The sequence below is a fragment of the Variovorax sp. GW823-FHT02B07 genome (genome assembly GCF_058797695.1).
Genome location: NZ_JBXAJX010000003.1, coordinates 565,610 through 588,334, shown reverse-complemented (window position 1 = coordinate 588,334; position 22,725 = coordinate 565,610). Strand labels below are relative to the sequence as shown.

At 69.4% G+C, this 22,725-nt stretch carries 18 protein-coding genes and 1 tRNA gene; 7 read left to right on the top strand and 12 right to left on the bottom strand.

Annotated elements, in window-relative coordinates; all coding sequences use genetic code 11:
• The 3 genes from AC1RGU_RS20525 to AC1RGU_RS20515 are packed head-to-tail and all read left to right on the top strand — an operon-like array spanning position 1 to position 2,834.
• The gene (locus tag AC1RGU_RS20525) at positions 1-924 is read left to right on the top strand and encodes a DMT family transporter (protein ID WP_492697672.1); all 924 of its coding nucleotides are present in this window, start codon (positions 1-3) and stop codon (positions 922-924) included.
• A 9-nt stretch (positions 925-933) separates the two neighbouring features.
• Positions 934-2,118: an NADH:flavin oxidoreductase/NADH oxidase gene (locus AC1RGU_RS20520; RefSeq protein ID WP_492697670.1), complete on the top strand. Its 1,185-nt coding sequence runs from the start codon at positions 934-936 to the stop codon at positions 2,116-2,118.
• Complete coding sequence (locus AC1RGU_RS20515; protein WP_492697668.1) at positions 2,115-2,834, top strand: EthD domain-containing protein; 720 nt, start codon at positions 2,115-2,117, stop codon at positions 2,832-2,834. The genes AC1RGU_RS20520 and AC1RGU_RS20515 overlap by 4 nt, the downstream gene beginning before the upstream one ends.
• Here AC1RGU_RS20515 and AC1RGU_RS20510 read toward each other — a convergent pair.
• The gene (locus AC1RGU_RS20510) at positions 2,797-3,198 is read right to left on the bottom strand and encodes a hypothetical protein (RefSeq protein ID WP_492697667.1); all 402 of its coding nucleotides are present in this window, start codon (positions 3,196-3,198) and stop codon (positions 2,797-2,799) included. The two genes, AC1RGU_RS20515 and AC1RGU_RS20510, sit on opposite strands and share 38 nt — an antisense overlap.
• A 209-nt stretch (positions 3,199-3,407) precedes the next feature.
• Entirely contained in the window at positions 3,408-3,665 is a 258-nt protein-coding gene (locus AC1RGU_RS20505) for a hypothetical protein (RefSeq protein ID WP_492697665.1), read from the bottom strand.
• 13 nt (positions 3,666-3,678) lie between these two features.
• On the opposite strand from AC1RGU_RS20505, the gene AC1RGU_RS20500 reads away from it, so the two are divergent.
• The gene (locus AC1RGU_RS20500; protein ID WP_492697664.1) at positions 3,679-4,911 is read left to right on the top strand and encodes a lactonase family protein; all 1,233 of its coding nucleotides are present in this window, start codon (positions 3,679-3,681) and stop codon (positions 4,909-4,911) included.
• Between the two features lie 222 nt (positions 4,912-5,133).
• On the opposite strand, the gene AC1RGU_RS20495 is transcribed toward AC1RGU_RS20500, so the two are convergent.
• The 7 genes from AC1RGU_RS20495 to AC1RGU_RS20465 all read right to left on the bottom strand — a co-directional run bounded on the left by AC1RGU_RS20495 (position 5,134) and on the right by AC1RGU_RS20465 (position 14,312).
• Positions 5,134-5,208 (bottom strand) — tRNA-Arg (locus AC1RGU_RS20495).
• A 58-nt stretch (positions 5,209-5,266) separates the two neighbouring features.
• Positions 5,267-9,364 (bottom strand): translocation/assembly module TamB domain-containing protein, encoded by a 4,098-nt coding sequence (locus AC1RGU_RS20490; RefSeq protein ID WP_492697663.1) that lies wholly within the window; start codon positions 9,362-9,364, stop codon positions 5,267-5,269.
• Between the two features lie 8 nt (positions 9,365-9,372).
• The gene (locus tag AC1RGU_RS20485; protein WP_492697661.1) at positions 9,373-11,304 is read right to left on the bottom strand and encodes an autotransporter assembly complex protein TamA; all 1,932 of its coding nucleotides are present in this window, start codon (positions 11,302-11,304) and stop codon (positions 9,373-9,375) included.
• A gap of 58 nt (positions 11,305-11,362) precedes the next feature.
• Positions 11,363-12,550, bottom strand: coding sequence for a vWA domain-containing protein (locus AC1RGU_RS20480; RefSeq protein ID WP_062482585.1), 1,188 nt, complete (start codon positions 12,548-12,550; stop codon positions 11,363-11,365).
• 21 nt (positions 12,551-12,571) lie between these two features.
• Positions 12,572-13,159 carry a GNAT family N-acetyltransferase gene (locus AC1RGU_RS20475; protein WP_492697659.1) on the bottom strand — a complete coding sequence of 196 codons (588 nt, stop codon included), beginning with the start codon at positions 13,157-13,159 and terminating at the stop codon, positions 12,572-12,574.
• 46 nt (positions 13,160-13,205) lie between these two features.
• Positions 13,206-13,421, bottom strand: coding sequence for a hypothetical protein (locus AC1RGU_RS20470; protein ID WP_235926943.1), 216 nt, complete (start codon positions 13,419-13,421; stop codon positions 13,206-13,208).
• Between the two features lie 36 nt (positions 13,422-13,457).
• Positions 13,458-14,312: an AAA family ATPase gene (locus tag AC1RGU_RS20465; RefSeq protein WP_119552286.1), complete on the bottom strand. Its 855-nt coding sequence runs from the start codon at positions 14,310-14,312 to the stop codon at positions 13,458-13,460.
• Between the two features lie 150 nt (positions 14,313-14,462).
• Here AC1RGU_RS20465 and AC1RGU_RS20460 point away from each other — a divergent pair, with 150 nt between their 5' ends.
• Complete coding sequence (locus AC1RGU_RS20460; RefSeq protein WP_095746763.1) at positions 14,463-15,155, top strand: c-type cytochrome; 693 nt, start codon at positions 14,463-14,465, stop codon at positions 15,153-15,155.
• An 81-nt stretch (positions 15,156-15,236) separates the two neighbouring features.
• On the opposite strand, the gene pcaG is transcribed toward AC1RGU_RS20460, so the two are convergent.
• Both pcaG and pcaH read right to left on the bottom strand, forming a co-directional pair.
• A complete protein-coding gene (gene pcaG, locus AC1RGU_RS20455; protein WP_492697657.1) occupies positions 15,237-15,848 on the bottom strand; it encodes a protocatechuate 3,4-dioxygenase subunit alpha in 612 nt (203 codons plus the stop codon).
• 12 nt (positions 15,849-15,860) lie between these two features.
• Positions 15,861-16,583, bottom strand: coding sequence for a protocatechuate 3,4-dioxygenase subunit beta (gene pcaH, locus AC1RGU_RS20450; protein ID WP_095746761.1), 723 nt, complete (start codon positions 16,581-16,583; stop codon positions 15,861-15,863).
• Between the two features lie 103 nt (positions 16,584-16,686).
• On the opposite strand from pcaH, the gene AC1RGU_RS20445 reads away from it, so the two are divergent.
• Positions 16,687-17,685, top strand: a complete 999-nt coding sequence (locus AC1RGU_RS20445; RefSeq protein WP_492697656.1) for a LysR substrate-binding domain-containing protein — start codon at positions 16,687-16,689, stop codon at positions 17,683-17,685.
• Between the two features lie 7 nt (positions 17,686-17,692).
• Here the strand turns inward: AC1RGU_RS20445 and AC1RGU_RS20440 are convergent, their stop codons facing one another.
• On the bottom strand, positions 17,693-18,127 hold the full coding sequence (locus tag AC1RGU_RS20440) for a DUF1841 family protein (protein ID WP_070062687.1): 435 nt from the start codon (positions 18,125-18,127) through the stop codon (positions 17,693-17,695).
• 295 nt (positions 18,128-18,422) lie between these two features.
• On the opposite strand from AC1RGU_RS20440, the gene AC1RGU_RS20435 reads away from it, so the two are divergent.
• Positions 18,423-22,718 carry a hypothetical protein gene (locus AC1RGU_RS20435; RefSeq protein ID WP_492697655.1) on the top strand — a complete coding sequence of 1,432 codons (4,296 nt, stop codon included), beginning with the start codon at positions 18,423-18,425 and terminating at the stop codon, positions 22,716-22,718.
• Positions 22,719-22,725: the final 7 nt, after the last annotated feature.

Sequence of the window (22,725 nt, the reverse complement as noted above, 5' to 3'; positions counted from 1 at the left end):
GTGAACCAAGCCGCGCCCTCGCACGGCGTCACGCCCGCGTCCGTGCAGGGCTGGATGTTGCTTGCGATGCTGGTGTGGGGCGTGAACGTCTCGGCCGTGAAGGCGCTCACCGCCTCCTTCGAGACGCTGCCGCTGGCGGCGCTGCGCATGGGCGTGGCGTGCATCGCGCTCAGCGCCATCGTGCTGTGGCGGCGCGGCGGCGTGCCCAAGCTCACGGCGCGGCAGCTCGCGGTGATGGCGGGCTGCGCCTTCCTCATGGTCTATGGCAACCAGATCCTGTTCGCGCAGGGGCTGCTGCGTTCCACCGCCACCAACGGCGCGCTGATCATGGCGCTGAGCCCGCTGGTGTCGGCGCTGATGGCCGCGCTGGTCTTCGGCGAGCGCTTCACGGCGCGCCGCATGGTGGGCGTGGCGCTGGGCTTCGCGGGCGTGGCGGCGGTGGTGCTCAGCCACCCGGGCGCGGGGCTGTCGAGCGCCGGCATCGGCGACCTGATGCTCGCGCTGTCGGTGGTGAGCTTCGCGGTCGGCGGCGTGGGCGTGCAGCGGCTGGCGCGGCAGGTCGATCCGCTGTCGATCAGCTGGGTCATCTACCTCATCGGCACGTTCATGCTCGTGGTGCACACCCTGCTCGGGCCGTCGCGGCTCGGCACGGCGCAGCTCTTTCCCGGCCTGTGGCCGTGGGCGCTCGTGCTGTTCTCGGGCATCGCGGCCACCGCCGCGGGCAACCTCATCTGGAACCGTGCGATCTCCGTCATCGGCGTGGCGCGCACGGCTGTCTTTCTCTACTGGGTGCCGGTGTTCGGCGTGCTGTTCGCGGCGCTGCTGCTGGGCGAGGTGCTCACGTGGTGGCACCTGTTCGGCTTTGCCGCGGTGATGAGCGGCACCTGGCTCGGCACGCGGCCCGTGGCCGCGCCGGCCTCCTGATTTCTTCACATGCCTGATTCATCTCTTCCCCTGCTGTTCCAGCCCTTGCAACTGCGCGAGCTCACGCTGGCCAACCGCATCGTCATCTCGCCCATGTGCCAGCACGCCGCCGAGCGCGGCCATGCCACGCCGTGGCACCTGGTGCACCTGGGCAAGTTCGCGCTCGGCGGCGCGGGCCTGATCCTCACCGAGAGCACCGCCGTCGATCCGCGCGGGCGCATCGGCACCGCCGACCTCGGCCTGTGGAACGACAGCCAGATCGCACCGCTGAAGGCCGTGGTCGATTTCGTCCACGCGCAAGGCAGCGCCATCGGCGTGCAGCTGGCGCACGCGGGCCGCAAGGCCGGCAGCGAGCCGCTGTGGGAGGGCGGGGCGGCCATCGACCCGGCGCGCATGGCGGCCGACGACGAGCCCTGGGAGCGCCTGGGCCCCAGCGCGCTCGCGGCCGGCCCCGGCTGGTCGGCGCCGCGCGCGCTCGATGCCGCAGGCATGGCCGAGGTCGTGCAGCGCTTTGTCGATGCCACCGTGCGCGCCGACCAGGCGGGTTTCGACGTGGTCGAGCTGCACTTCGGCCACGGCTACCTGGTGGCGAGCTTCCTGTCGCCCAACGCCAACCACCGCGACGACGCGCTCGGCGGCAGCCGCGAGAACCGCATGTCGCTCGCGCTGGAAATCGCGCAGCGCGTGCGCGCCGCATGGCCCACCGGCAAGCCGCTGTTCTGCCGCCTCTCGGCCGTGGACGGCACGCTCGACGGCTGGAGCCTCGACGACTCGGTGGTGCTCGCGCGCGAGCTGAAGCGCTGCGGCGTCGACGTGATCGATTGCTCCTCGGGCGGCCTCACCGAGGAGACGCGCGCACTGCCCGTGCCGCGTGGCCTGGGCTTCCAGGTGCCGTTCTCTGAACGCATCCGGCGCGAGGCCGGCGTGGTCACACAGGCCGTCGGAATGATCGTCGACGCCCAGCAGGCCGAGGCCGTGCTCGCCGCCGGGCAGGCCGACCTCGTCGCGCTCGGCCGCGAAGCCCTGTTCGACCCTTACTGGCCGCACCACGCGGCCGCCGCGCTCGGCGCCGATCCGCAGTACCAGCGCTGGCCCGTGCGCCACGGTGTGTGGCTCGCCAAGCGTGCGCCCGGCCTGGCACGTGCGCGCGCCGAGGCGCAGAACGCGCAAGCCCACAAGGAGACCGACCGATGACCGAACCCACGACGACGACCCTGCGCATGGGCCTGATCCGCAAGCAGCCCGGCTGGACCGACGAGGCCTTCAGCCGTCACTGGCGCGAACGCCACGGCCCGCTTGTCGCGCGACTGCCCACGCTGCGCGCCTACCGCCAGAACCGCGTGACCGACCGGCTGCAGCGCGGCATCGACTTCGCGCGCGGCCCGTGGGACTTCGATGGCTTCTCGCAGCTGCAGTTCGATGCGGCAGCGCAGGCCGATGCAGCCTTCAACACCGGCGAGCTGGCGACGGAGATCCGCGCCGACGAGCGGCACTTCCTGGGTGGGCTGCACATCGTGACGGTCGAGCAGACCGAGGTCATCGCGCCGCCGTCGCCCGCATCGTCGGCGGGGCCGGCGATGCTCAAGCGCATCTCGACCCTGCGACGTCCGGTCGCGCAGTCGGAAGAAGATTTCCGCCGCGAATGGAAGGTGCACGCCGACCACGTGCGCCGCATGCCCGGCGTGGCCGGCTACCGCCAGAACGTGGTCGTCGCGCGCGAGTTCGAGAAGGGCACGCCCTGCGGCTACGCCGAGCTGCCGATCGACGGCATCGTGGAACTGTGGTTCGAGAACACCGACACGCTGAACGCCGCGTTCGCCTCGCCCGAAGGCCAGCGCACCATGGCGCACGCCAAGACCTTCCTGGCGGAGATCACGGCCTTTGTGGTGGAGGAGTTTCGGGTGGTGTGAAGGCCGTCGCGAGCCCGTAGTGCACCGACGTGCTCAGGGCCGGGATCACCGGGTGGTGGGAGACGGGGTGTGATGCGCGCGCGGGCACCGTGCCGATGGGCGCGATCTCGCGGGGTCGCGGCACCGGCGCAGCCTCCGCTTCGTCGCTGCGCCCGGGCGGCTCGGGCAGGAACACCCCGCGCCGCAGCGACCAGATGCAGGCGCCGAGGCGCAGCAGCTTCTCGACCTTCACGTCATGCGCCGGATCGTCCGGCGACTCCTGCGCGATCAGCTCGCCCAGCTGCGTGAGTGCATCGGCGGGCGTCATGCCGCGCCCGATCCGTGCCACTTCCACCATGGCCGCCAAGGCCTCGGTCTTGTTCATTGTGTGCCCCCTGTTGCTTGTCTCTTGCTACGAAGGACAGCATGCCGTTACGCAGTGCATCCAAAAGTAGTCCGGCGCGCCGTCGGGTCGTCGATTGAAATCTCGTCCGTGCGCGGGGCGGGGCGTACGCATTGGCCGCCGCCGTTAATTAAGCGAGGTGCAACCGCCCTATCTTCAACAGCCAAACGTGTTTGGAAGACCGGGATGGCTCAATAGGCCTGCATTGAAAACAAAAATATCAATTTCATCGATGCCAGTTTTTCTTTTTTAAAGATCGTTGGGTCCTGCCGATAAGATGCGGTGACCAAATATTTCAATTGAATTGATGCCATGAGACTGTCTAGATTCTGGAGCCGGGTCGCCGCGCCTTTGGTCGTTCTCTTGGGGCTGGTTTCCTGCGGTGGCGGTGGAGGAGGGGGCGGCGGTGGTGGTGTATTCCCGCTGCCACCACCGGGCGCTACGTACACGGTGGGAGGTACGGTGACCGGACTTGAGTCAGGCGCGTCCCTCACGCTGCTCAATTCAGACGGCGATGCACTGTCCGTCAGCAGCAATGGCGCTTTCACTTTCGCGACGGCCATTGCCGGCGGCAGCAGCTATTCCGTGACGGTCGGCGCACAGCCTTCGGGACAGAACTGCAGGGTCTCGAATGGCACAGGCTCCAACGTTTCCGCCAACGTCACTTCGGTGCGGGTGTCCTGCGCGGGCGCGCCCGAATTTGCCTATGTGGCGCAGTCCTTCAGCGACAACATCGGCATCTACAAGATCGACGTGTCGACCGGTGCGTTCTCGTCTGTCGGGACCGTGGCGGCAGGGGCCTCGCCATTTTCAATCGCGGTGCACCCGAGCAAGAGATTCCTCTACGTGGCGAACACGGGAGACGGCACCATCTCTATCTATGCGATCAACCAGACGACTGGTGCGCTGGCGCAGGTAGGTACCGACTTGCCCACAGGCCGCTATCCGCAATCGATCGCTGTGGATCCGGCCGGCAACGTTGTTTACGCAGCCAACGCATTGGACAACACCGTCTCGGTTTTCGCCGTTGATCAAGGCTCTGGCGCGCTGACGGCAATTGCCGGCTCGCCGTTTTCTACGGTGACCAGCCCCGTAGGAGTCACTGTTCATCCTGGTGGCAAGTTCGTCTATATCGCGAGCCAGATCGACAACACGATCACCAAGTATGCGATCGATCAGGTCTCTGGCGCTGTGCTCGCTGCCGGGGCGACGTCTGTCCCTGCAGGTTCTTCGCCAACGTTCGTCACTCTCGACGCTGCGGGGGAGACGATGTACGTCACGGGCACCAAGGTCACGACTTTCGCCATCGACTCAGCCACCGGAGATCTTGCGCAGATCGGGGCGCCCTTGACTCCGAATGGTACGTCGAGCCGGGTGCGAGTGCATCCTGCTGGCAAGTTCGCCTACATCCCGGACGGGTTGGGGCGCACTCTCTCGGGCTATGCCGTCGCACCAGGCTCGGGCGTACTCTCCCCGCTCCCGGATGCACCACTGGCAACGGACAATGCGCCGCTGGACATTGCCTTCAACGCATCGGGTAGGTTCCTTGTGACGGCGAACTGGAACGACGACTCCATTTCGGTTTACAGCATCAACCAGAAGACAGGCGTCCTGTCATCTGTCGGCTCGGTCGTGAATTTGGACACCCGTCCCCGGGCGATTGTCACGGTCCAGCTTCCTCTGTCGCCGACTTGACGGGAAGGGCGGCAACGTCCCCTGGCGCCTGATCCGTACACGTGAGTGCGGCGAGATGGGCGTCAGGCCAGAGGGATCTCGTCCGGTGGTTGCGTGATGAAGTTGCCCCCGGCGCCTCACCGGGTGGCATGAACTGCCTGATCCGCGCATCTGCTCGTGAACCGATGGTGTGGCTCTGGCCGTGGTGCTCCGCCTGAGAGCGGTTGAAGAGTAACGGCTTGCTGGTGCCTTCGACAGGAATCGAACCTGTATCTGAGTCTTAGGAGGACCCCGTTCTATCCATTGAACTACGAAGACGGTGTGCGCCGCTGCTGCGGTGCGGCCCGCACTTTACCAGCTTGGGGCGTCCCGGCTCTCAGTCGTACTTCACCGTATAGATCAGGTCCACCCCGCTCGTCTGCCCCGCCTGCCCCCGCAGCGTGAGGCGCTTGGTCAGGTCGTAGAAGATGAAGATCGTGCCGAAGGTGCCGCCCAGGCTGCGTTCGTAGGTGATGTAGAAGTCTTTGGACAGCCGCTTGCCCAGCGTGACGGCCGACTCGCGCAGGTCGCCGCCGTTGCCGGGGCCCTTGAAGCCGAGTTCGTCCAGACCGAAGCGGCTGGCCAGGCTGCCGCCGGTGGTGGTGCCGCCGATCTTGCCGAGCAGCGACAGGGCGGCCTGCTGCAAGAGGGCCGACTCGCCGCCGCTGGTGGCCGAGGCGCGGCCCAGGATGACCCATGACAGCGTCTCGGCGTCGGACAGCGCGGGCTCGGCATAGAGCTTCACGCGTGGCGACTGCGCGGAGCCTGTAATCTGCACGCCGGCGCGCTGCGCGATGTTCGGGCGGATGGCCAGGATGTCGAGCGCGGGGTTGTCGAAGGGGCCGTTGAAGCGCGCGATGCCGGTCTCGACGTCGAGCTGCTGGCCGTAGGCGCGGTACTGGCCCTTCACGGTCTTCACTTCGCCGGTGATGCGTGGCGGGGCATCGAGGCGGGTGCTGCGGATTTCCAGTTCGCCCTCGAGCCGTGTGGTGATGCCGCGGCCCTGCACGGCGAAGTCGTCGCCGAGATCGAAGGTGACGACGATGTCGGGCGGCTTGGCGGTCTGGGGCTTGGCGGCCTTGGCCGCCTGGGCGTCGGCCTTGGCGGATTCGCGCTGCGCGGCCTCGGCGGCGGCCTTGTCCTTGGCGGCCGAGCGCACGACGACGTCGCTGCCCAGGCTGGGTGCGGTCTCGTCGGGCAGGATGATGACGGCGCGGTCGGTCTTGAGCTTGCCGCGCACGTTGAACTGGCCGTCGTCCAGCCGCGCCTGCAGGTTGCCCGACAGCGACACCTGGCGGTCGGTGCGTACCAGCACGCGCAGGGCGCGCAGCTCGGCCTGCAGGGCCATGCGGATGCCGGTGCTGGTCGTGCTGTTGTTGCTGCCCCAGCTGAGGTCGCCGCGTGCGGTGAGCGAGCCGCCGTCGGTGCGCGCTTCGCTGGAGGCGGTGCTGCGGTTGCCGCTCTGGCCGCCGATGCGCGCGTTGCTGCCGGCGCCGCCCTTGAGCGTGAACTCGGTGATCTCCAGGCGGTCGCCGGTGAGCGAGGCGCGCAGGCGGCCGTCGCGCAGGTCGAGGCCTTCGACCGGGGCGCGCAGCGCGAGCTGGTCGGCGCCGAGCGTGCCGTTCCAGCGCGGCGCGGTGCGGCTGCCCGACAGGGTGGCGTTGGCGTCGAGCGTGCCGGCGATGCGCCAGCCGGGCGGCGCGAGCATGGACCACACGCCCAGGTTGGGCAGCGCGGCGCGCAGGGTGCCGTTGAGCGGTGCGTCGGGCGCCCACTGCCAGCCGCCGCTGCGCTGCTGCATGCGGGTGCCGAGTTCGGCGTCGAGGCGGCCGGCGCGTTCGCTGTCCCAGGCCAGGGTGGCGCGCACGGCGTCGCCCTGCGCGTCGAGCTGCAGTTCGGCGCGGCGCAGGCCGGCCGGGGTGGCGGTGACGTCGACGCCGTTGATCTCGTTCTTGCCGCTGGCTGAGCTCATGGTGCGTTCGCTCGCGGTGCCGGTCCCGGTGCTGGTGATGCGGGTGACGAGCGCGGCCTCGCCGGCCTGCACGCGGATGTCGCCGCTCTGGCGTGCGAGCCGGGCCTTGGCGCGCAGGGTGTCGCCAGCGTCGATGTCCCAGTCGCCGTTGAACAGCAGGTCGCCGCTGATGCCGAGTTCGCTCAGCGTGGCGTTGGCGCCGAACGCGCCGGCCCAGGCCATTGGCAGGCCCTGCATCTGGCCCTTGGACTGCAGACGGAACACGCGGTTGGGCGCGGTGCCGCTCTGGTTGAAGCGCAGCGGCTGCCAGTCGATGCGCACGGTGCCGGGCAACGGGCCGCGCAGGGTGGCGTCGGCGGCGGAGGCTTCGACGTCGAGGCGGTTGTCGGTGGCGCGCACGGTGGCCGTGACTTCGCGGCCCAGCTCCAGCACCCAGGGGCCCTGGCCGGGGCGCGCGGTGACGGTGTCCTGTGCCTGCAGGCGCAGGCTGGCGAGGGTGGCGCGCCACTGGTTGGCGCTGGCAAGGCCGCCGCTGGCGCGGGTGTCGAGCGCCAGCTTCTGCGTGCCGGTGGTGGCTTCCCCCTTGAGCGTCAGCGTGGCCTGGGCGATGCTGCCGGCGAGGTCGGCTTGCAGTGCGCGCAGTTGCACATTGGTGGCCGTGCCGCCGGGCTGGGCGGCGGGCAGGCCCAGGTCGAGGCGCGGCACGGCGAGCGCGGCCTTGAGGCTGGGTTCGGCGCTGCCGCGCGCGGTGGGGGCGCCGGGGTTCTCGATGCGGCGCTGCACGGTCTGCCAGCCGCCTTGCCAGCTGGCGTCGAGGCGGGCGCTGCCCTTGGCGCTCGCGTTCGCGAACACGGCCGACAGGCCCGGCAGGCCTTGCACCCAGCGCTGCATCGTTTCGGCATCGTCGATGCGCGCCTGGAGGTCGCCACCGCCGGTGGTGGGCGCGATGCGGCCGTCGAGCTGCGCGCTGCCGCCCGGCAGCGAGAGGGCGAGCTTGCCGCTGGCGGCAAGCTCGGCCACGCGCACCTGCAGCTTGCCGTCGATGCTGGCGCGCATCGCTTCGACGCGCAGCGTGCGCAGGTCGAGCACCTGGTCTTTCCACTGGCCCTGCGCCAGTGCGCGGTCCAGGCCGAAGCCCGGCAGCGCCTTGCTGCCGGCACCGCCGTTGCCTTCGGCGCGGAGGGCCACGTCGAAGACGAGGGTGTCGGAATCTTCGGCCTGCCGCGCGCTGATCTGCCCGCCGACGGGCGCGCCCGACAGCTCGCTGTACAGCGCGCCGGGCCGCACGCCGCGCACGGTGGCGCGCACCTGCCAGGGCGAGGGCGCGGGGCTCCAGCTGCCTTCGGCGTCGATGCGGCCGCCGCCCGCGCGCACGGTCGCCTCGGGCACGGTCCAGGTCGTGCCGTCGAAGCCGATCTGGGCCTGGACCTGCTCGACCGGCAGCTTCTGTTCGTCCCACGGGCCGGCGACGGCGTTGCGGATGTCGGCCGAGGCCTTCCACGCGGTGGGGCCGGTGGCGGCATCGGGCGCGAGTTCGACGGTGCCGGTGAGCCGAGTCCGGGGCGCGCCGGGCCAGAGGCTGGCGGCGTCGACGTTGCGCAGGTCGGCCTTGGCGTCGACCACGGGCTGCGGCAGCCAGGGCGCGATCTGCGCGCGCAGCTGGGCGGCCATGGGCGCTTCGGCGTCGGGCTCGGTGGGCTGCAGGTCGGCGGCGACCTGCAGGCGCGCCTCGGGGCCGGCCAGCGTGCCTTTCACGGAGGCCTTGGCCTGCACCTCGATGTGGCGGTCTTCGGCGAGCGGGGCTTTCACGCGGCCGTCGAGCGTCGCGTCGAGCGCCATCGGTGCCGGGCCTTGCAGCCGCACGCGGGCGCTGTAGTGGCCGTCGGCGATGTCGACGCCCTCGATGTCCAGCGCGTGCTGCGCGGCCAGGTAGCTGTAGCGGCCGGCGAGGCCTTTGGCTTCCAGCGCGGGCGGTCCGGCCCAGCGCACCTCGTCGATGCGGAAGGGCACTTCGGCCACTTCGACGGGCAGCGCGACCTGCGCGAGCGGCTCGGTCGGCGTGTCGCTGGGCGGGCCGCGGCGTTCGATGGACAGGCTCGCCGCGTGGATCTCGCCGAGCTGCACCTTGCGCTGGAACAGCGGGGCGAGTTGCCAGCCGAGCGTGGCGTCGTTCACCTCGACCGCGAGGCTCTCGCTTTGCCACTTGAGCCAGCCGATGCGTCCGCCGGTGCGCAGCGAGCCGGTGACGTCGCGGCTCTCGAGCGTCTGGCCCGCGGGCAGGCGCTGTGCGGCCTGGGCGAGCGCGAAGGCCAATGATTTGTTCGAGCCGAGCCACCACCACGTGCCTGCGGCGAGCAGCAGCACGACGAGCAACAGGCCCGCCAGCGTCCAGCCCAGCGCGCGCAGCACGCGGCGGGTGCGCGAGCGGGGACGGGGCGTGGTTGTGGTGGGCGTGGACGGCATGAAGCGGGTCAGAAGGTGAAGCCGAGGCGGAAGTGCAGGCGGAATTTCTTCGAGTCGACGCCGTAGGCCAGGTCGGCCTGCACCGGGCCGACCGGGCTGCGCCAGCGCGCGCCGACGCCCACGCCGACCTTGGGCTTGAGCTCGCCGAGCTTGTCGGCCACGGCGCCGGCGTCCACGAACACCACGCTCTCCCACTCGGTGAGCTTGTCCTTGTAGACGAAGGGGCGCTGCCATTCGAGGCTGGCCACGCCCAGGTAGCGGCCCGACACGGTCTTTCCATCGGCGCGCACGGTGCCGATCTGCTTGTAGCTGTAGCCGCGCACGGTGGTGTCGCCGCCGGTGAGGAACATCAGCGTGGACGGGATCTGCGCGCTGTCCTTGGCCGCGACGGCGCCGGCCTCCAGGCGCATCTGCAGCCGGCTGCGGCGCGCACGGGCGTTCTTGTCGTCGGCCGCGCCCAGCGGCAGCACGCCGAGCCAGCGCGCGTAGGTGCGCGTGAAGGGCACCTGCTGGCCGGTGAGCGTGTAGCCCGCGGCCATTTCGAGCGCCAGGCCGTAGCCGCGCGAGGGCGCCGAGTTGTCGTCGAAGTAGCGCCCGGTCCAGCCCCAGTTGGCGGTGACGGCCGAGGCCGAGGGCGGCGCGTCGGTGCCGCGGTTGTGGGCGTAGTCGTACTGCAGGAAGTAGCTGCGGTCGATGTGGTCGCTGGACTTGTTGCGTCCGCCGCGCAGCCGGCCGCTATCGACCACGTAGCTGCCCGACTGCTCGCTCTTGAGTTCGCCGCCGGCGAACCAGCGCCAACCGCGGTCGTCGGGCACGGCGTTCCACTCGGTGCCCAGCGACTGGATGTCGTTGTCCAGCGAGAGCCGCGACACCGCGCGCCAGCCGAGCAGCGGCATGCGGTTGTGGGTGTGATCGATCGACAGGCGCGGGCCGTTGTCGGTGGTGAAGCCCACGCCCATCACGACCTTCTGCAGCGGCGCCTCGCGCAGCTGGGCGATCACGGGCGCGGCCAGCGGCGTGTTGCTGTCGGTGTCGAGCGTGAGGAACACGGAGTCGTAGTAGCCGCTGCTGGCCAGGCGCTGCTGGGCGTCGAGCAGCTTCTGCTGGTCGTAGTCGGTGCCGGTGGGCAGGCGCGCGATGCGGCGCGCGGCGTCGGCGTCGTAGCGCTCCACGCCGCGCAGCACCAGCGGGCCGAACTTGTAGGCCGGGCCCGACTGGTAGGTCACGCCGAGCCGGGCCTCGTGGCGGTCGGCGTCGATCTCGGCGCGGCTGATTTCCACGCTGCCGGTGGGAAAGCGCTTGGCCGTGAGGCTGCGCAAGGCGGTGGTCTTGGCGTCGTCCCATGCGCCTTGCGTGAAGGGCTCGCCGGCGCGCAGCGCCCAGCCGGTGCGGATGGCGTCGCGCTGCGCTTCGGCGCTGGGGTCGTTGGCGATCTGGCCGGCGTAGCGGATCTGCACGGTCGACACTTTGGTGCGCTCGCCGGGCGCCACGGTGATGACGACCTCGCGCGGGGCCTCGGTGCTGTCGGGCGTTTCGTTGAGTTCGAGCGTGAGCGTGGGCGTGAAGTAGCCCAGCGTGCCCAGCAGCTCGCGCGCATTGGCCTCGGCCGCGACCATGAGGCGCGAGACCTCGGTCACGCCCAGGTCGTCGAGCTCGCGGTAGCGCTGGATTTCGAGGTGGCGCGCGAGGTAGTCGCGCTCGGTCTCGGGGCCGCGCACGTCGACGCTGAAGGCGTTGCGCCCGCCGTCGGCCTTGGCCTTGTCGTCGTCCTTGGCGGTGTCTCCGTTGCTGTCGCCGCTGCGCACCACGCCCGCGGTGGACGCGCCCGTGTCCGCCGCCTCTTTTTTAGGCAGCAGGCTGCAGCCTTGCAAAAGCAGGACGCCGGAAAAAAGCAAAGCCGGCCACAACGCCGGCGAAAGAACGGATGCCACCCTGACCATGGGGGCATTCTGACAGCACCCGTGTGGCGGCTGCCCCCCACTTGTGCGGGGCCGCGGGTTACTTGGACAGCATGCGCATCGCCTCTTCGAGGCCGCGCAACGTGAGCGGGTACATGCGGTTGGACATGAGCTGCTGCATCACCGCGATGCTCTGGCGGTACTGCCACACGCCCTGGGGCTCGGGGTTGATCCAGGCGAACTTGGGGAAGGTGTGCGTGAGGCGCTGGATCCATTCGGCGCCGGCCTCTTCGTTGTTGTATTCGACGCTGCCGCCAGGTTGCAAGATTTCGTAAGGACTCATCGTGGCGTCACCCACGAAGATCAGCTTGTAGTCCTTGTTGTACTTGCGCAGGATGTCCCAGGTCGCGAACTTCTCGGAGAAGCGGCGCTTGTTGTTCTTCCACATGAAGTCGTAGACGCAGTTGTGGAAGTAATAGAACTCCAGGTGCTTGAACTCGGTCTTCACGGCCGAGAACAGTTCCTCGACGCGCTGGATGTGCTCGTCCATCGTGCCGCCCACGTCCATCAGCAGCAGCACCTTGACGTTGTTGTGGCGCTCGGGCCGCATCTTGATGTCGAGGTAGCCGGCGTTGGCGGCGGTCGAGTGGATGGTGTTGTCCAGGTCGAGCTCTTCCTCGTGGCCTTCGCGCGCGAACTTGCGCAGGCGCCGCAGCGCGACCTTGATGTTGCGCGTGCCCAGTTCCTGCGTGTCGTCGTAGTCCTTGTAGGCGCGCTGGTCCCACACCTTCACGGCACTGCGGTTCTTGCCCGCGCCGCCGATGCGGATGCCCTGCGGGTTGTAGCCGCCGTTGCCGAAGGGCGAGGTGCCGCCGGTGCCGATCCACTTGCTGCCGCCTTCGTGGCGCTCTTTCTGCTCTTCGAAACGCTTCTTGAGCGTTTCCATGAGCTCGTCCCAGCCCATCTTCTCGATCTTGGCTTTTTCTTCGGCCGTGAACTCGCGCTCCAGCGTCTTCTTGAGCCAGTCGAGCGGCACTTCCTTGGTGAAGTCGGTGAGCATCTCGACGCCCTTGAAGTAGGCGGCGAAGGCACGGTCGAACTTGTCGTAGTGCTTCTCGTCCTTCACGAGCGCGGTGCGCGAGAGGTAGTAGAAGTCGTCGATGCCGTAGGCGCCGTCGGAGTTCGGGCCCACCACGTCGGACTTGAGCGCCTCGAGCAGCGTGAGGTATTCCTTGACCGACACCGGCAGCTTGGCCGAACGCAGGGTGTAGAAGAAGTCGATGAGCATGGAGCGCTCCTTGTGTTTCGTTCAGCCGCGCGGCTTGTCGAGCAGGTACAGCAGCTGGGCCTTCACCTCGGGCCATTCGCCCGCGCGCAGGCTGTACATGACGGTGTCGCGGATGGTGCCGTCGCGGCGCATCACGTGGCCGCGGATCACGCCGTCTTTCTTCGCGCCCAGGCGCTCGATGGCGCGCTGCGAGGCGAAGTTGAAGTTGTCGGTGCGCCAGCCCACCACGTTGCAGCCCAGCGTGTCGAACGCGTGCGTGAGCATCAAGAGCTTGCAGGTGGTGTTGACGTGGGTGCGCTGGCAGCGCTCGGCGTACCAGGTGTAGCCGATCTCCACGCGCTTCACGCCCGGCAGGATGTCGTGAAAGCTGGTGCTGCCCAGCACGGTGCCGCTGGCTTCGTCGGTGACGGCGAAGGCGAAGCGGTCGGCCGTCTTCAGGGCGGTCTCGATGTAGGCGCGCGTGTCCTGCGGCTCGGGCACGGAGGTGACGCGCAGCTTCCACAGCGCGCCATCGGCGGCCGCGGCGCGCAGGCCGTCTTCGTGGGTGAGTGCCAGCGGCACCAGCGCGAGGCCGCGGGCCTTCAGCGTGACGGGTTCGACGAACGCCATGTGCAAACTCTCCGTGTCTCCGTGCGGGTCTCGATGGATCTGGGGCTCAGCCGCGCGGGTCGCCGTACTTGTGCACGTACCACGCGCGCGCGGCCTGCGCACCGGCGCCGCCGCCCAGGCCGATCAGCGCAATGCCGACGATCTCGCGCGTGCCGTACTTGCTGTCAGTGCCGAAGGCGTCGAGCCCGAGCAAGAGCCCGATCCCGCGCCCGATCAGCGCGCCCACCACGAACAGCACCGCCTGGGCGATGCCCAGCTTCATCAGCTGTCTGGTGGAATGCGGTTGCCGGCTCATGGCCTAGCGGTTGTTGCGTTGCATGAAGACGAGCTTCTCGAACAGGGTCACGTCCTGCTCGTTCTTGAGCAGCGCACCCACCAGCGGGGGCACAGCGACCTTGTCGTCCTTGCTCTGCAGGGCTTCGAGCGGGATGTCTTCGGCCACGAGCAGCTTGAGCCAGTCGAGCAGCTCGGAGGTCGAGGGCTTCTTCTTCAGGCCGGGCAGGTTGCGCACGTCGTAGAAGGTCTTCATCGCGGACGTGAGCAGCTCCTGCTTCAGGCCCGGGAAGTGCACCGCGACGATGTGCTTCATCGTCTCGGCATCGGGGAACTTGATGTAGTGGAAGAAGCAGCGGCGCAGGAAGGCGTCGGGCAGTTCCTTCTCGTTGTTCGAGGTGATGAACACCAGCGGACGGTGCTTGGCGCGGATGAGTTCGCGCGTCTCGTAGCAGTAGAACTCCATGCGGTCGATTTCGCGCAGCAGGTCGTTCGGGAATTCGATGTCGGCCTTGTCGATCTCGTCGATCAGCAGCGCGACCGGCTTGTCGGCCGTGAAGGCCTGCCACAGCACGCCCTTGACGATGTAGTTCTGGATGTCCTTCACGCGCTCGCCGCCGTCCACGTCGGACAGCTGCGAGTCGCGCAGGCGGCTCACGGCGTCGTATTCATACAGGCCCTGTTGCGCCTTGGTGGTCGACTTGATGTGCCACTGCAGCAGCGGCATGTCGAGCGCTTGCGCCACTTCCTCGGCCAGCATGGTCTTGCCGGTGCCGGGCTCGCCCTTGACGAGCAGGGGGCGCTGGAGTGTGATGGCCGCATTGACTGCCAGCATCAGGTCCTGAGTGGCGACGTAGTTGTCTGAGCCCTTGAATTTCATGAGTGGAGCGGAGGCAGGGTGGAGAAAAGAACACACTCGATCTGCATTGCGCAGTCTCTTGTGCAGCCCGCGCGAGGTTCCCGTGGGACCCTTGCATATAATCGAATGTTGATTCGAAAAACTGTATCTCCACGAGATTGTGCGCGCAAAATGAACAAGTTGTTGACCACGATGTTTGCCCTTGCTGTCGCTTGCGTGACGGTCTCGGCCCAAGCCCAACAAGTCACTGGCAAGGCCCAGGACGGAGCCAAGAAGGTCCAGATGTGCGTGGGTTGCCACGGCATCATCGGCTACCAGGCGAGCTTCCCCGAGATCCACAAGGTCCCGATGATCGCGGGCCAGAGCGCCACCTACATCTCGGCCGCGCTCACCGCATACAAGGGCGGTGACCGCAAGCATCCGACGATGCGCGCCATCGCCGACAGCCTCACCGAACAGGACATCGCCGATCTCTCGGCCTACTACAGCCAGCTGGGCGTGAAGGAAGGCGACGCGCCTGCGGCCACACCGGCCAAGGCCGCGTCCGAGAACGTCCAGGCGCTCATCGCGCGCGACAAGGACAACAGCTGCACCAAGTGCCACGGCGCCAACTTCAACACGCCGAACGACGGCACCGTGCCCAAGCTGGCCGGCCAGCACGCCGACTACCTGTTCGTGGCGCTGAAGTCGTACCGCGTGAAGAACAACCCCCACCTGGGCCGCTCCAACGCCGTGATGGCCGCGCAGGTCGAGCCCAAGAAGTTCACCAACGCCGAGCTGAAGACGCTGGCCACCTACATCAGCACGCTGCCCGGCGAACTGAAGGTCGTGCCTGAATCGCGCCTGCATCACGCGCCTCAGTAAGCCAGGCCAGTCCGCAAGACTGGTGCTCCAAAGAAAAAGCCCGCATCAGCGGGCTTTTTTTCGTCCGGATTTTCCCGGGGGTCAGACGTCGAAGAAGGCCGTCTCGTCCGTGCCCTGCATGCGGATGTCGAAGCGGTACGTCACCGCGCCGCCTTGTTCCACGCGCTCGGCGATCAGCGTGTGGCGGCGCTCGGCCGGCACGCTCTGCAGCACGGCGTCCTTCGCGTTGGCCTCGGCCTCGTCGCTGAAGTACACGCGCGTGAAGGCGTGCAGCAGCAGGCCGCGCATGAGCACGATCACGTTGATGTGCGGGGCTTCGCCGGGCGTTTCGGTGCCGGGCTTGACGGTGTGGAACACGAAGCGGTTCTGCGCGTCGGTGCCCGTGCCCACGCGGCCGAAGGCGCGAAAGCCCAGGGCGCGCGCCTCGTCGGGCGTCTGCGGGTAGCGGCCTTCGCCGTCGGGCTGGCTGATCTCGACCAGCGCGTCGTTGATCGGGTTGCCGTCGCCGTCGATCACGCGGCCTTCGAGGCGGATGCGCTGGCCGCTGGCGGTGTCCAGCGCCAGCACGGCGTCGAAGGGCTGGTTGAAGTTGTAGCCGTACTGCGTGGCGGTGAGGCCGTAGGCGAAGTAGGGGCCCACGGTCTGCGAGGGGGTCTGGCCGAAGTCGGCTTCCTGTGCGGTCATCAATGGCATGGGGAATTCCTTTCAGCGGTTCTCGAACGGCGTTTCATCGGCGCCGCGCAGCACCATGTCGAACTGGTAGCCCAGGGCGTAGCCTTCCTCGGTGATGTCGAGGCTGAAGTCGGCAATGAGGCGGTTGCGGTAGCGCTCGGGCGTGCCGGTGACCATCGGGTCGTACTGCAGCAGCGGGTCGCCGGGGAAGTACATCTGCGTCACGAGGCGGCTGGCGAAGCTCTGGCCGAACAGCGACAGGTGGATGTGCTGCGGGCGCCAGGCGTTGGGGTGGTTGCCCCAGGGATACGCGCCGGGCTTGATGGTGAGGAAGCGGTAGCGGCCTTCGCTGTCGGTCAGGCAGCGGCCCGCGCCCAGGAAGTTGGGGTCCAGCGGGGCGTCGTGCTGGTCGACCTTGTGCACGTAGCGGCCCGAGGCGTTGGCCTGCCACAGCTCGACCAGCGTGTTGGCCACCGGGCGGCGGCGCTCGTCGAGCACCTGGCCCGTGAGGATCATGCGTTCGCCCAGCGGCTCGCCGTTGACGCGCGCGTTGCGCGTGAGGTCGTGGTCGAACTCGCCGATGCTGTCGTGGCCGTACACCGGCTGCTGCAGCTCTCCGAGCGAGGCCTTCAGCGGAATGAGCGGCTTCTGCGGGCCGCGCTTGCCGGTCGACTTGTAGCCGGGGTAGATGTAGCTGGGATGGGCGTCCCAGTCGCGCGGGGTGAGGGTGGGCTGGGCGCCGCTGGTCTTGGTCATGTACGTTGTCTCCTGTCGTGGGACGAATCCGAAGCCCGCACTGTAGAAGTCGCGATCAATGATGTAAATTGAAGATTGTTCCAGTTTCAATAACCAGAAGGCATTGAAAAAGTCTCCCGCCGAGCTTCGCCAGGATTTCGTGCGCAACGTGCAGCTGCGGCACCTGCGCGCCTTCGTCGCGGTTGCGCAGGAGCGCCACCTGGCGCGCGCGGCCGAGCGGCTGGCGCTGAGCCAGCCGGCGGTGTCCAAGACGCTGTCGGAGCTCGAGGCCGTGGTCGGCACCCGCTTGGTGGAGCGCAGCCAGGCCGGCCGCCGCGGCGTGCAGGGCCTCACACCGGCCGGCGAACAACTGCTGGCCCACGCCCTGCGCGTGCTCGAAGCGCTCGACGCCAGCGCCCAGGCCGTGGCGCCGGCCGCGGGCGGGCGCATCGAGCGCCTGCGCATCGGCGCCTTGCCCAGCGTGGCGCCCGCGCTGCTGCCGGTGGCGCTGGCGCGGCTGCGCGAGGGCTGGCCGGCGGTGCAGGTCCTGGTGAAGAGCGCGGCCAACGCCGCGCTGCTCGACGAGCTGCGCGCCGGCGAGCTCGACCTCGTGGTGGGCCGCATGAGCGATCCGCGTCTCATGGGCGGCCTGAGCTTCGAGCTGCTGCACACCGAGCCGCTGGTGTTCGCCGTGCGCGCCGGCCATCCGCTCGCGCTCAAGCCGGCGCCGGTGCAGGCGGTGCTCGACTATCCGCTGGTCGTGTACGGCGAGGGCACGATCCCGCGCCACAACACCGAGAGCTTTTTGTCGGCGCGCGGCCTCGCGCTGCCGCGCAATGCCCTGCAGACGCTCGACGTGGCGGTGGCGCGCGCGCTGGTGGCGGTGTCGGATGCGGTGTGGATCACGCCGTTGGGCGCTGCCCGCAGCGAGCTGGCCGACGGCCGCCTGGTGCGGCTGCCGATCGACACCACCGGCACCGAGGAGCCGGTCGGCCTCCTGCAGCGCAGCGAGGCCGAGCCGTCGCCGCTGCGCGCCGCGATGGCGGGGCTGCTGCGCGAAGCGGCGAAGGCGCAGGGGGCGTTGCCGGCGCGAAAGGGAACCACCCCGCGCGCGACCGGCTGACAGTTCGTCAGTCCTTCGTGGCGCGGCGCTGCACACAGGCCACGTAGCCATCGCCATCGGGCGGGCGTCCCGCGCGCTGGCTCTCCCACATCATCTGGCCCAGGCAATCCATTGCCTCGTGGTGCGCATGCAGCAGCGAGCCGCGGCGCGCGGCCAGCAGTTCGACGGCCTGGCGGATGCCGCGCGGCTGGTCGATGGAGCACTGCTCGCTGATCGACAGGTGCATCGACAGATGCAGGAACGGGTTCTCGCGGCCGTTCGATCCGTCGTAGACCCGCGCCACCGCCGCGTCGGCGTCGAGCAGGTCCTCGTGGTACTCGGGGTGCTCGTCGATCCAGCCGGCCGCGATGGTCTCCAGCGGCTCCATCGGCAGGCCCTGCCGGTGCTTGGCGTACACGTCGCAGAAGAAGCGGCGCACGTCTTCCTGGGAGGGATTGAACATATATAGAAGAGAGAAGAGAAGAGAAAAAGCGGGTGGCGCGGCGCGGGCGCCAGGGCTGTGGAAAGTGCGCGTGACACGCCCGGCGTTCCGGGTACGAGGCGTTACATCGTTACGTAACGAATCGCGAATTGACCTCCTTACGGGCTGTTTCGGAGGCCGGTGCGTTGCGCGGTTTTCAGAAAAATATCCATACAAATCAAACACTTGAAGCGCCGATGGCGCGGCGTTGGCACGGCGGCGGAAAAGCGGCACGCAAGTTGCCCCTGTAGATGCATCTTTTGTCACAGAGGCTGCCATGACCGCTCCACAAGCATCGACCGTTTCGACCGAAGGGCTCGCCGCCACTGGCGCGCCCGTGGTTCTCGCCCAAGCCACCGTCACGCCGCTCGGCACGCCGGGCATCAGCGCCGGCGCCTCCGCCGCGCCTGCGGCCGTGGCGTCGCCCAGCGTGGGCACATTGTCCAATGCTACGCCCGGCGTTGCAGTGATGCGCGAGGGTGTCCGCATTCCGGTGGACGGCAATCAGACCCTGATGGCCGGCGACCGCGTGATCGTGCCGGACGGCGGCCAGGCCAACGTGCTGTTCCCCGGATCGGCCTCCAACAAGGCGCCGCTGGCCGGCGTCTTCACCGGCGGCACCGATGCGACCATCGGCTCGACCAAGCTGCCCGGCGGCCTCGAACAAGTGAATGTGGACGTCGCCTCGGGCGACCTGCAGGTGACCCCGCCGGACAGCGACGCCGATGCGGCCGCCCTGGCAGTGACCAAGAAGACCGCGGCCGGCAGCGGCATCGGCCTCGGTGAATTCGCGCTGGGCGCCCTGGGCGCCGCGGCGCTGGGTGCTGCACTGAGCGGCGGTGGCGGCGACGGTGGCACCACCGGCTTCCCGCTGTTCGTGGGCGGCCCGGGCGGTGAGTCCGATGCGGACGCTGATTCGGACTCGGATTCCGATTCGGACTCTGACAGCGACTCGGATTCGGACAGCGACTCGGATTCGGATTCGGATTCGGATTCGGATAGCGACTCGGATTCCGATTCGGACTCGGACAGCGATTCGGACTCTGACTCCGACTCGGACAGCGACTCCGACAGCGATAGCGATAGCGATAGCGATAGCGATAGCGATAGCGATAGCGACTCGGATTCGGACAGCGACTCTGATTCGGACTCTGACTCGGATTCGGACAGCGACTCCGACTCGGATAGCGACTCTGATTCCGACTCGGACAGTGACTCGGATTCAGACTCTGACTCGGACAGCGACTCCGACTCTGACTCCGACTCGGACAGCGATTCCGACTCCGACGCAGACGCCGACCACCTCCTCGACCCAGCCGACGGCATCGTGGGTGGCGTGGTCGACGGCCTGGATGACGCGCTCGGCCTTGGTGGCTCGCTGACCCCGGTGGCGGGGGTGGTGGATGACCTGACCGACGTCGTCGACGACGTGCTCGCTCCGCTGCTCGGCGAAGAGTTCCAGGCCAACAACCCGAACCAGCTCGACCCGATCGACGACACCGTCGGCAGCATTACCGACCCGCTCGGCGAAGCGCTCAGCCCGGTGCTCGATCCGCTGCTCGGTGCCGGCGCCGCCGGTGCCATCCTGGACGGCCTGCTCGGCCAGGTCGACTACGTGACCGACGCGCTCAACAACGGGCTCGAGAACCTCGTCGGCGACAACGGCATCGTCAGCGGCCTCACCGACGCCCTCGGCCTGGGCGGCGTCACCGACCAGCTGCTGGGCGACGACGGCGCGCTCGGCGGCCTGCTCGAGAACGTGCTCGGCGAAGGCAGCCTCGTGGCCGGCGTGCTGGCCGAAGACGGCCTGGTCGGTGGCCTGCTGGCACCGGACGGCCTGGTCGGCGGCCTGCTGGGTGAAGACACCGCCGTCGGCGGCCTGCTCGACACCGTGCTCGGCGAAGACGGCCTGGTCGGCGGCCTGCTCGGCGACGGCGCCGTCGGCAACCTGACCGGTGGCCTGCTCGGCGCGGACGGCCTGCTGGGCGGTCTGCTCGGCGACGACGGCGCGATCGGCGGCCTGCTGGGCGACAACGGCCTCGTGGGCGGCCTGCTCGGCGGCGACGGCGCACTGGCCGGCCTGGCCGGCTCGGAAGGCCTCACCGGCGAACTGCTCGGCCAGGGCGGCCTCATCGACAACCTGCTCGGCCAGGACGGCGCGATCTCCGGCCTGCTCGCCGACAGCCCGCTGGGCGGCCTGCTCGGTGGCGACGACGGCCTGCTGGGCGGCGTGCTCGGCGGTGTCATCGGCGAAGGCGGCCCCATCGGCGGCCTGCTCGGCAACGACGGCCTCGCCGGCGGCCTGCTGAGCGACGACGGCCTGCTGGGCGGTGTGCTCGGCAGCGACGGCCCGTTGGGCGGCCTGCTGGGTGACGACGGCCTGGTCGGTGGCCTGCTCGGCGATGCCGGCCCCATCGGCGGCCTGCTCGGCGGCGACGGCGTGCTGGGCGGCGTGCTCGGCGACAACGGCCTGGTCGGCGGTCTGCTCGGCGGCACCGGCCCCATCGGCGGCCTGCTCGGTGACGACGGCCTGCTCGGCGGCCTGCTGGGCGACAACGGCCCGCTGGGTGGCCTGCTCGGCGGCGACGGTGTCGGCGGCCTGCTCGGACCGGACGGCGTGGTCGGTGGCCTGCTGGGCGAAGACGGCCCCGTGGGCGGCCTGCTCGGTGAAGAAGGCCTTGTCGGCGGTCTGCTGGGCGGCGTGCTCGGCGGCATCGGCGGTGGCGGCACTCCCGGCACCGGCGCGGCCCTGCTCGACCCGGCCGACAGCGTGGTCGCCGGCCTGGTGAGCGGCCTGAACAACGGCGTGCTCGGCGACCTCGGCCTGGGCGACGTGCTGGCCCCGGTCTCGCAACTGACCGACAGCCTGACCGACACGGTCGACGGCCTGCTGGCCCCGGTGCTCGGTTCCAGCTTCACGCCGAACGACCCGAACGTGCTCGACCCGGCCGACAGCCTCGTCGATGACGTGACGGACGGCGTGGGCGGCCTGGTCAGCCCGGTGGTCGACCAGCTGCTCGGCGCCGGCGCGACGAACGGCTTGCTGAACGCGGTGGACACGCAGGTCGACTTCGTGACCGACGGCGTGGCCAACCTGATCGGTGGCGATGGCCTGCTGGGTGGCGTGCTGGGTGGCGACGGCGGCTTGCTGGGCGGTGTCCTCGGCGGCGACGGTGGCCTGCTCGGCGGCGTGCTGGGTGATGAGGGCCTGCTGGGCGGCTTGCTCGGCGGCGAAGGCGGTCTGTTGGGTGGCGTGCTCGGCGAGGGCGGCCTCCTGGGTGGTGTCCTCGGCGGCGAAGGTGGCCTGCTCGGTGGCGTGCTGGGCGACGACGGCCTGCTGGGCGGCTTGCTCGGCGGCGAAGGCGGTCTGCTTGGTGGCGTGCTGGGTGACGACGGCCTCCTGGGTGGTGTCCTCGGCGGCGAAGGTGGTCTGCTTGGTGGCGTGCTCGGCGACGACGGCCTCCTGGGCGGTGTCCTCGGCGGCGAAGGTGGTCTGCTCGGTGGCGTGCTGGGTGACGACGGCCTGCTGGGCGGCTTGCTCGGCGGCGAAGGCGGTCTGCTCGGTGGCGTCCTCGGCGGTGACGGTGGTCTGCTCGGCGGTGTGCTGGGTGACGACGGCCTCCTGGGCGGCGTCCTCGGTGGCGACGGCGGTCTGCTCGGCGGCGTGCTGGGTGACGACGGCCTTCTGGGTGGCGTCCTCGGTGGCGACGGCGGCCTGCTCGGCGGCATCCTCGGCGACGACGGCCTTCTGGGTGGTGTCCTCGGCGGCGACGGTGGTCTGCTCGGCGGTGTGCTGGGTGATGACGGCCTCCTGGGTGGCGTCCTCGGCGGTGACGGCGGCCTGCTCGACGGCATCCTCGGCGACGACGGCCTGCTCGGTGGTGTCCTCGGCGGCGTGACCGGTGGCGATGCTGGCGGCCTGCTCGACGGCATCCTCGGCGACGACGGCCTGCTGGGCGGTGTCCTCGGCGGTGTGACCGGTGGCGACGCCGGTGGCCTGCTCGACGGCGTCCTCGGCGACGACGGCCTGCTGGGCGGTGTCCTCGGCGGCGTGACCGGTGGCGACGCCGGCGGCCTGCTCGACGGCGTGCTGGGTGACGACGGCCTGCTCGGTGGCGTCCTCGGCGGTGACGGCGGCCTTCTGGGCGGCGTCCTCGGCGGCAGCGAAGGCGGCCTGCTCGGCGGCGTCCTCGGTGACGACGGCCTGGTCGGCAGCCTGCTCGGTGCGGACGGTCTCGTGGGCGGCCTGCTCGGCGGCCTGACGGGTGGTGCCGAACCGGTGGCCGGCATCCTGGAACCGGTGACGAGCATCCTCGACGGCTCGGCCGGCTCGGTGGTCTCGACGGTGGTCGAAACCGTGACCAACGCAGTCGAACCGGTGACCGACATCCTCGCCGGCACGCCGGCAGCCCCGGTGGCCGCGGTCGTGACTGGTGTGCTGGACACCGTCGAACACACGGTGGCCCCGGTGCTCGACAACGTGCTCACCCCGATCACCAGCCTGCTCGACCAGAGCCCGGCCGGCGGTGCCCTGGCACCCGTGACGAACATCCTGCACGGCCTGCTGGGCTGATCCAAGG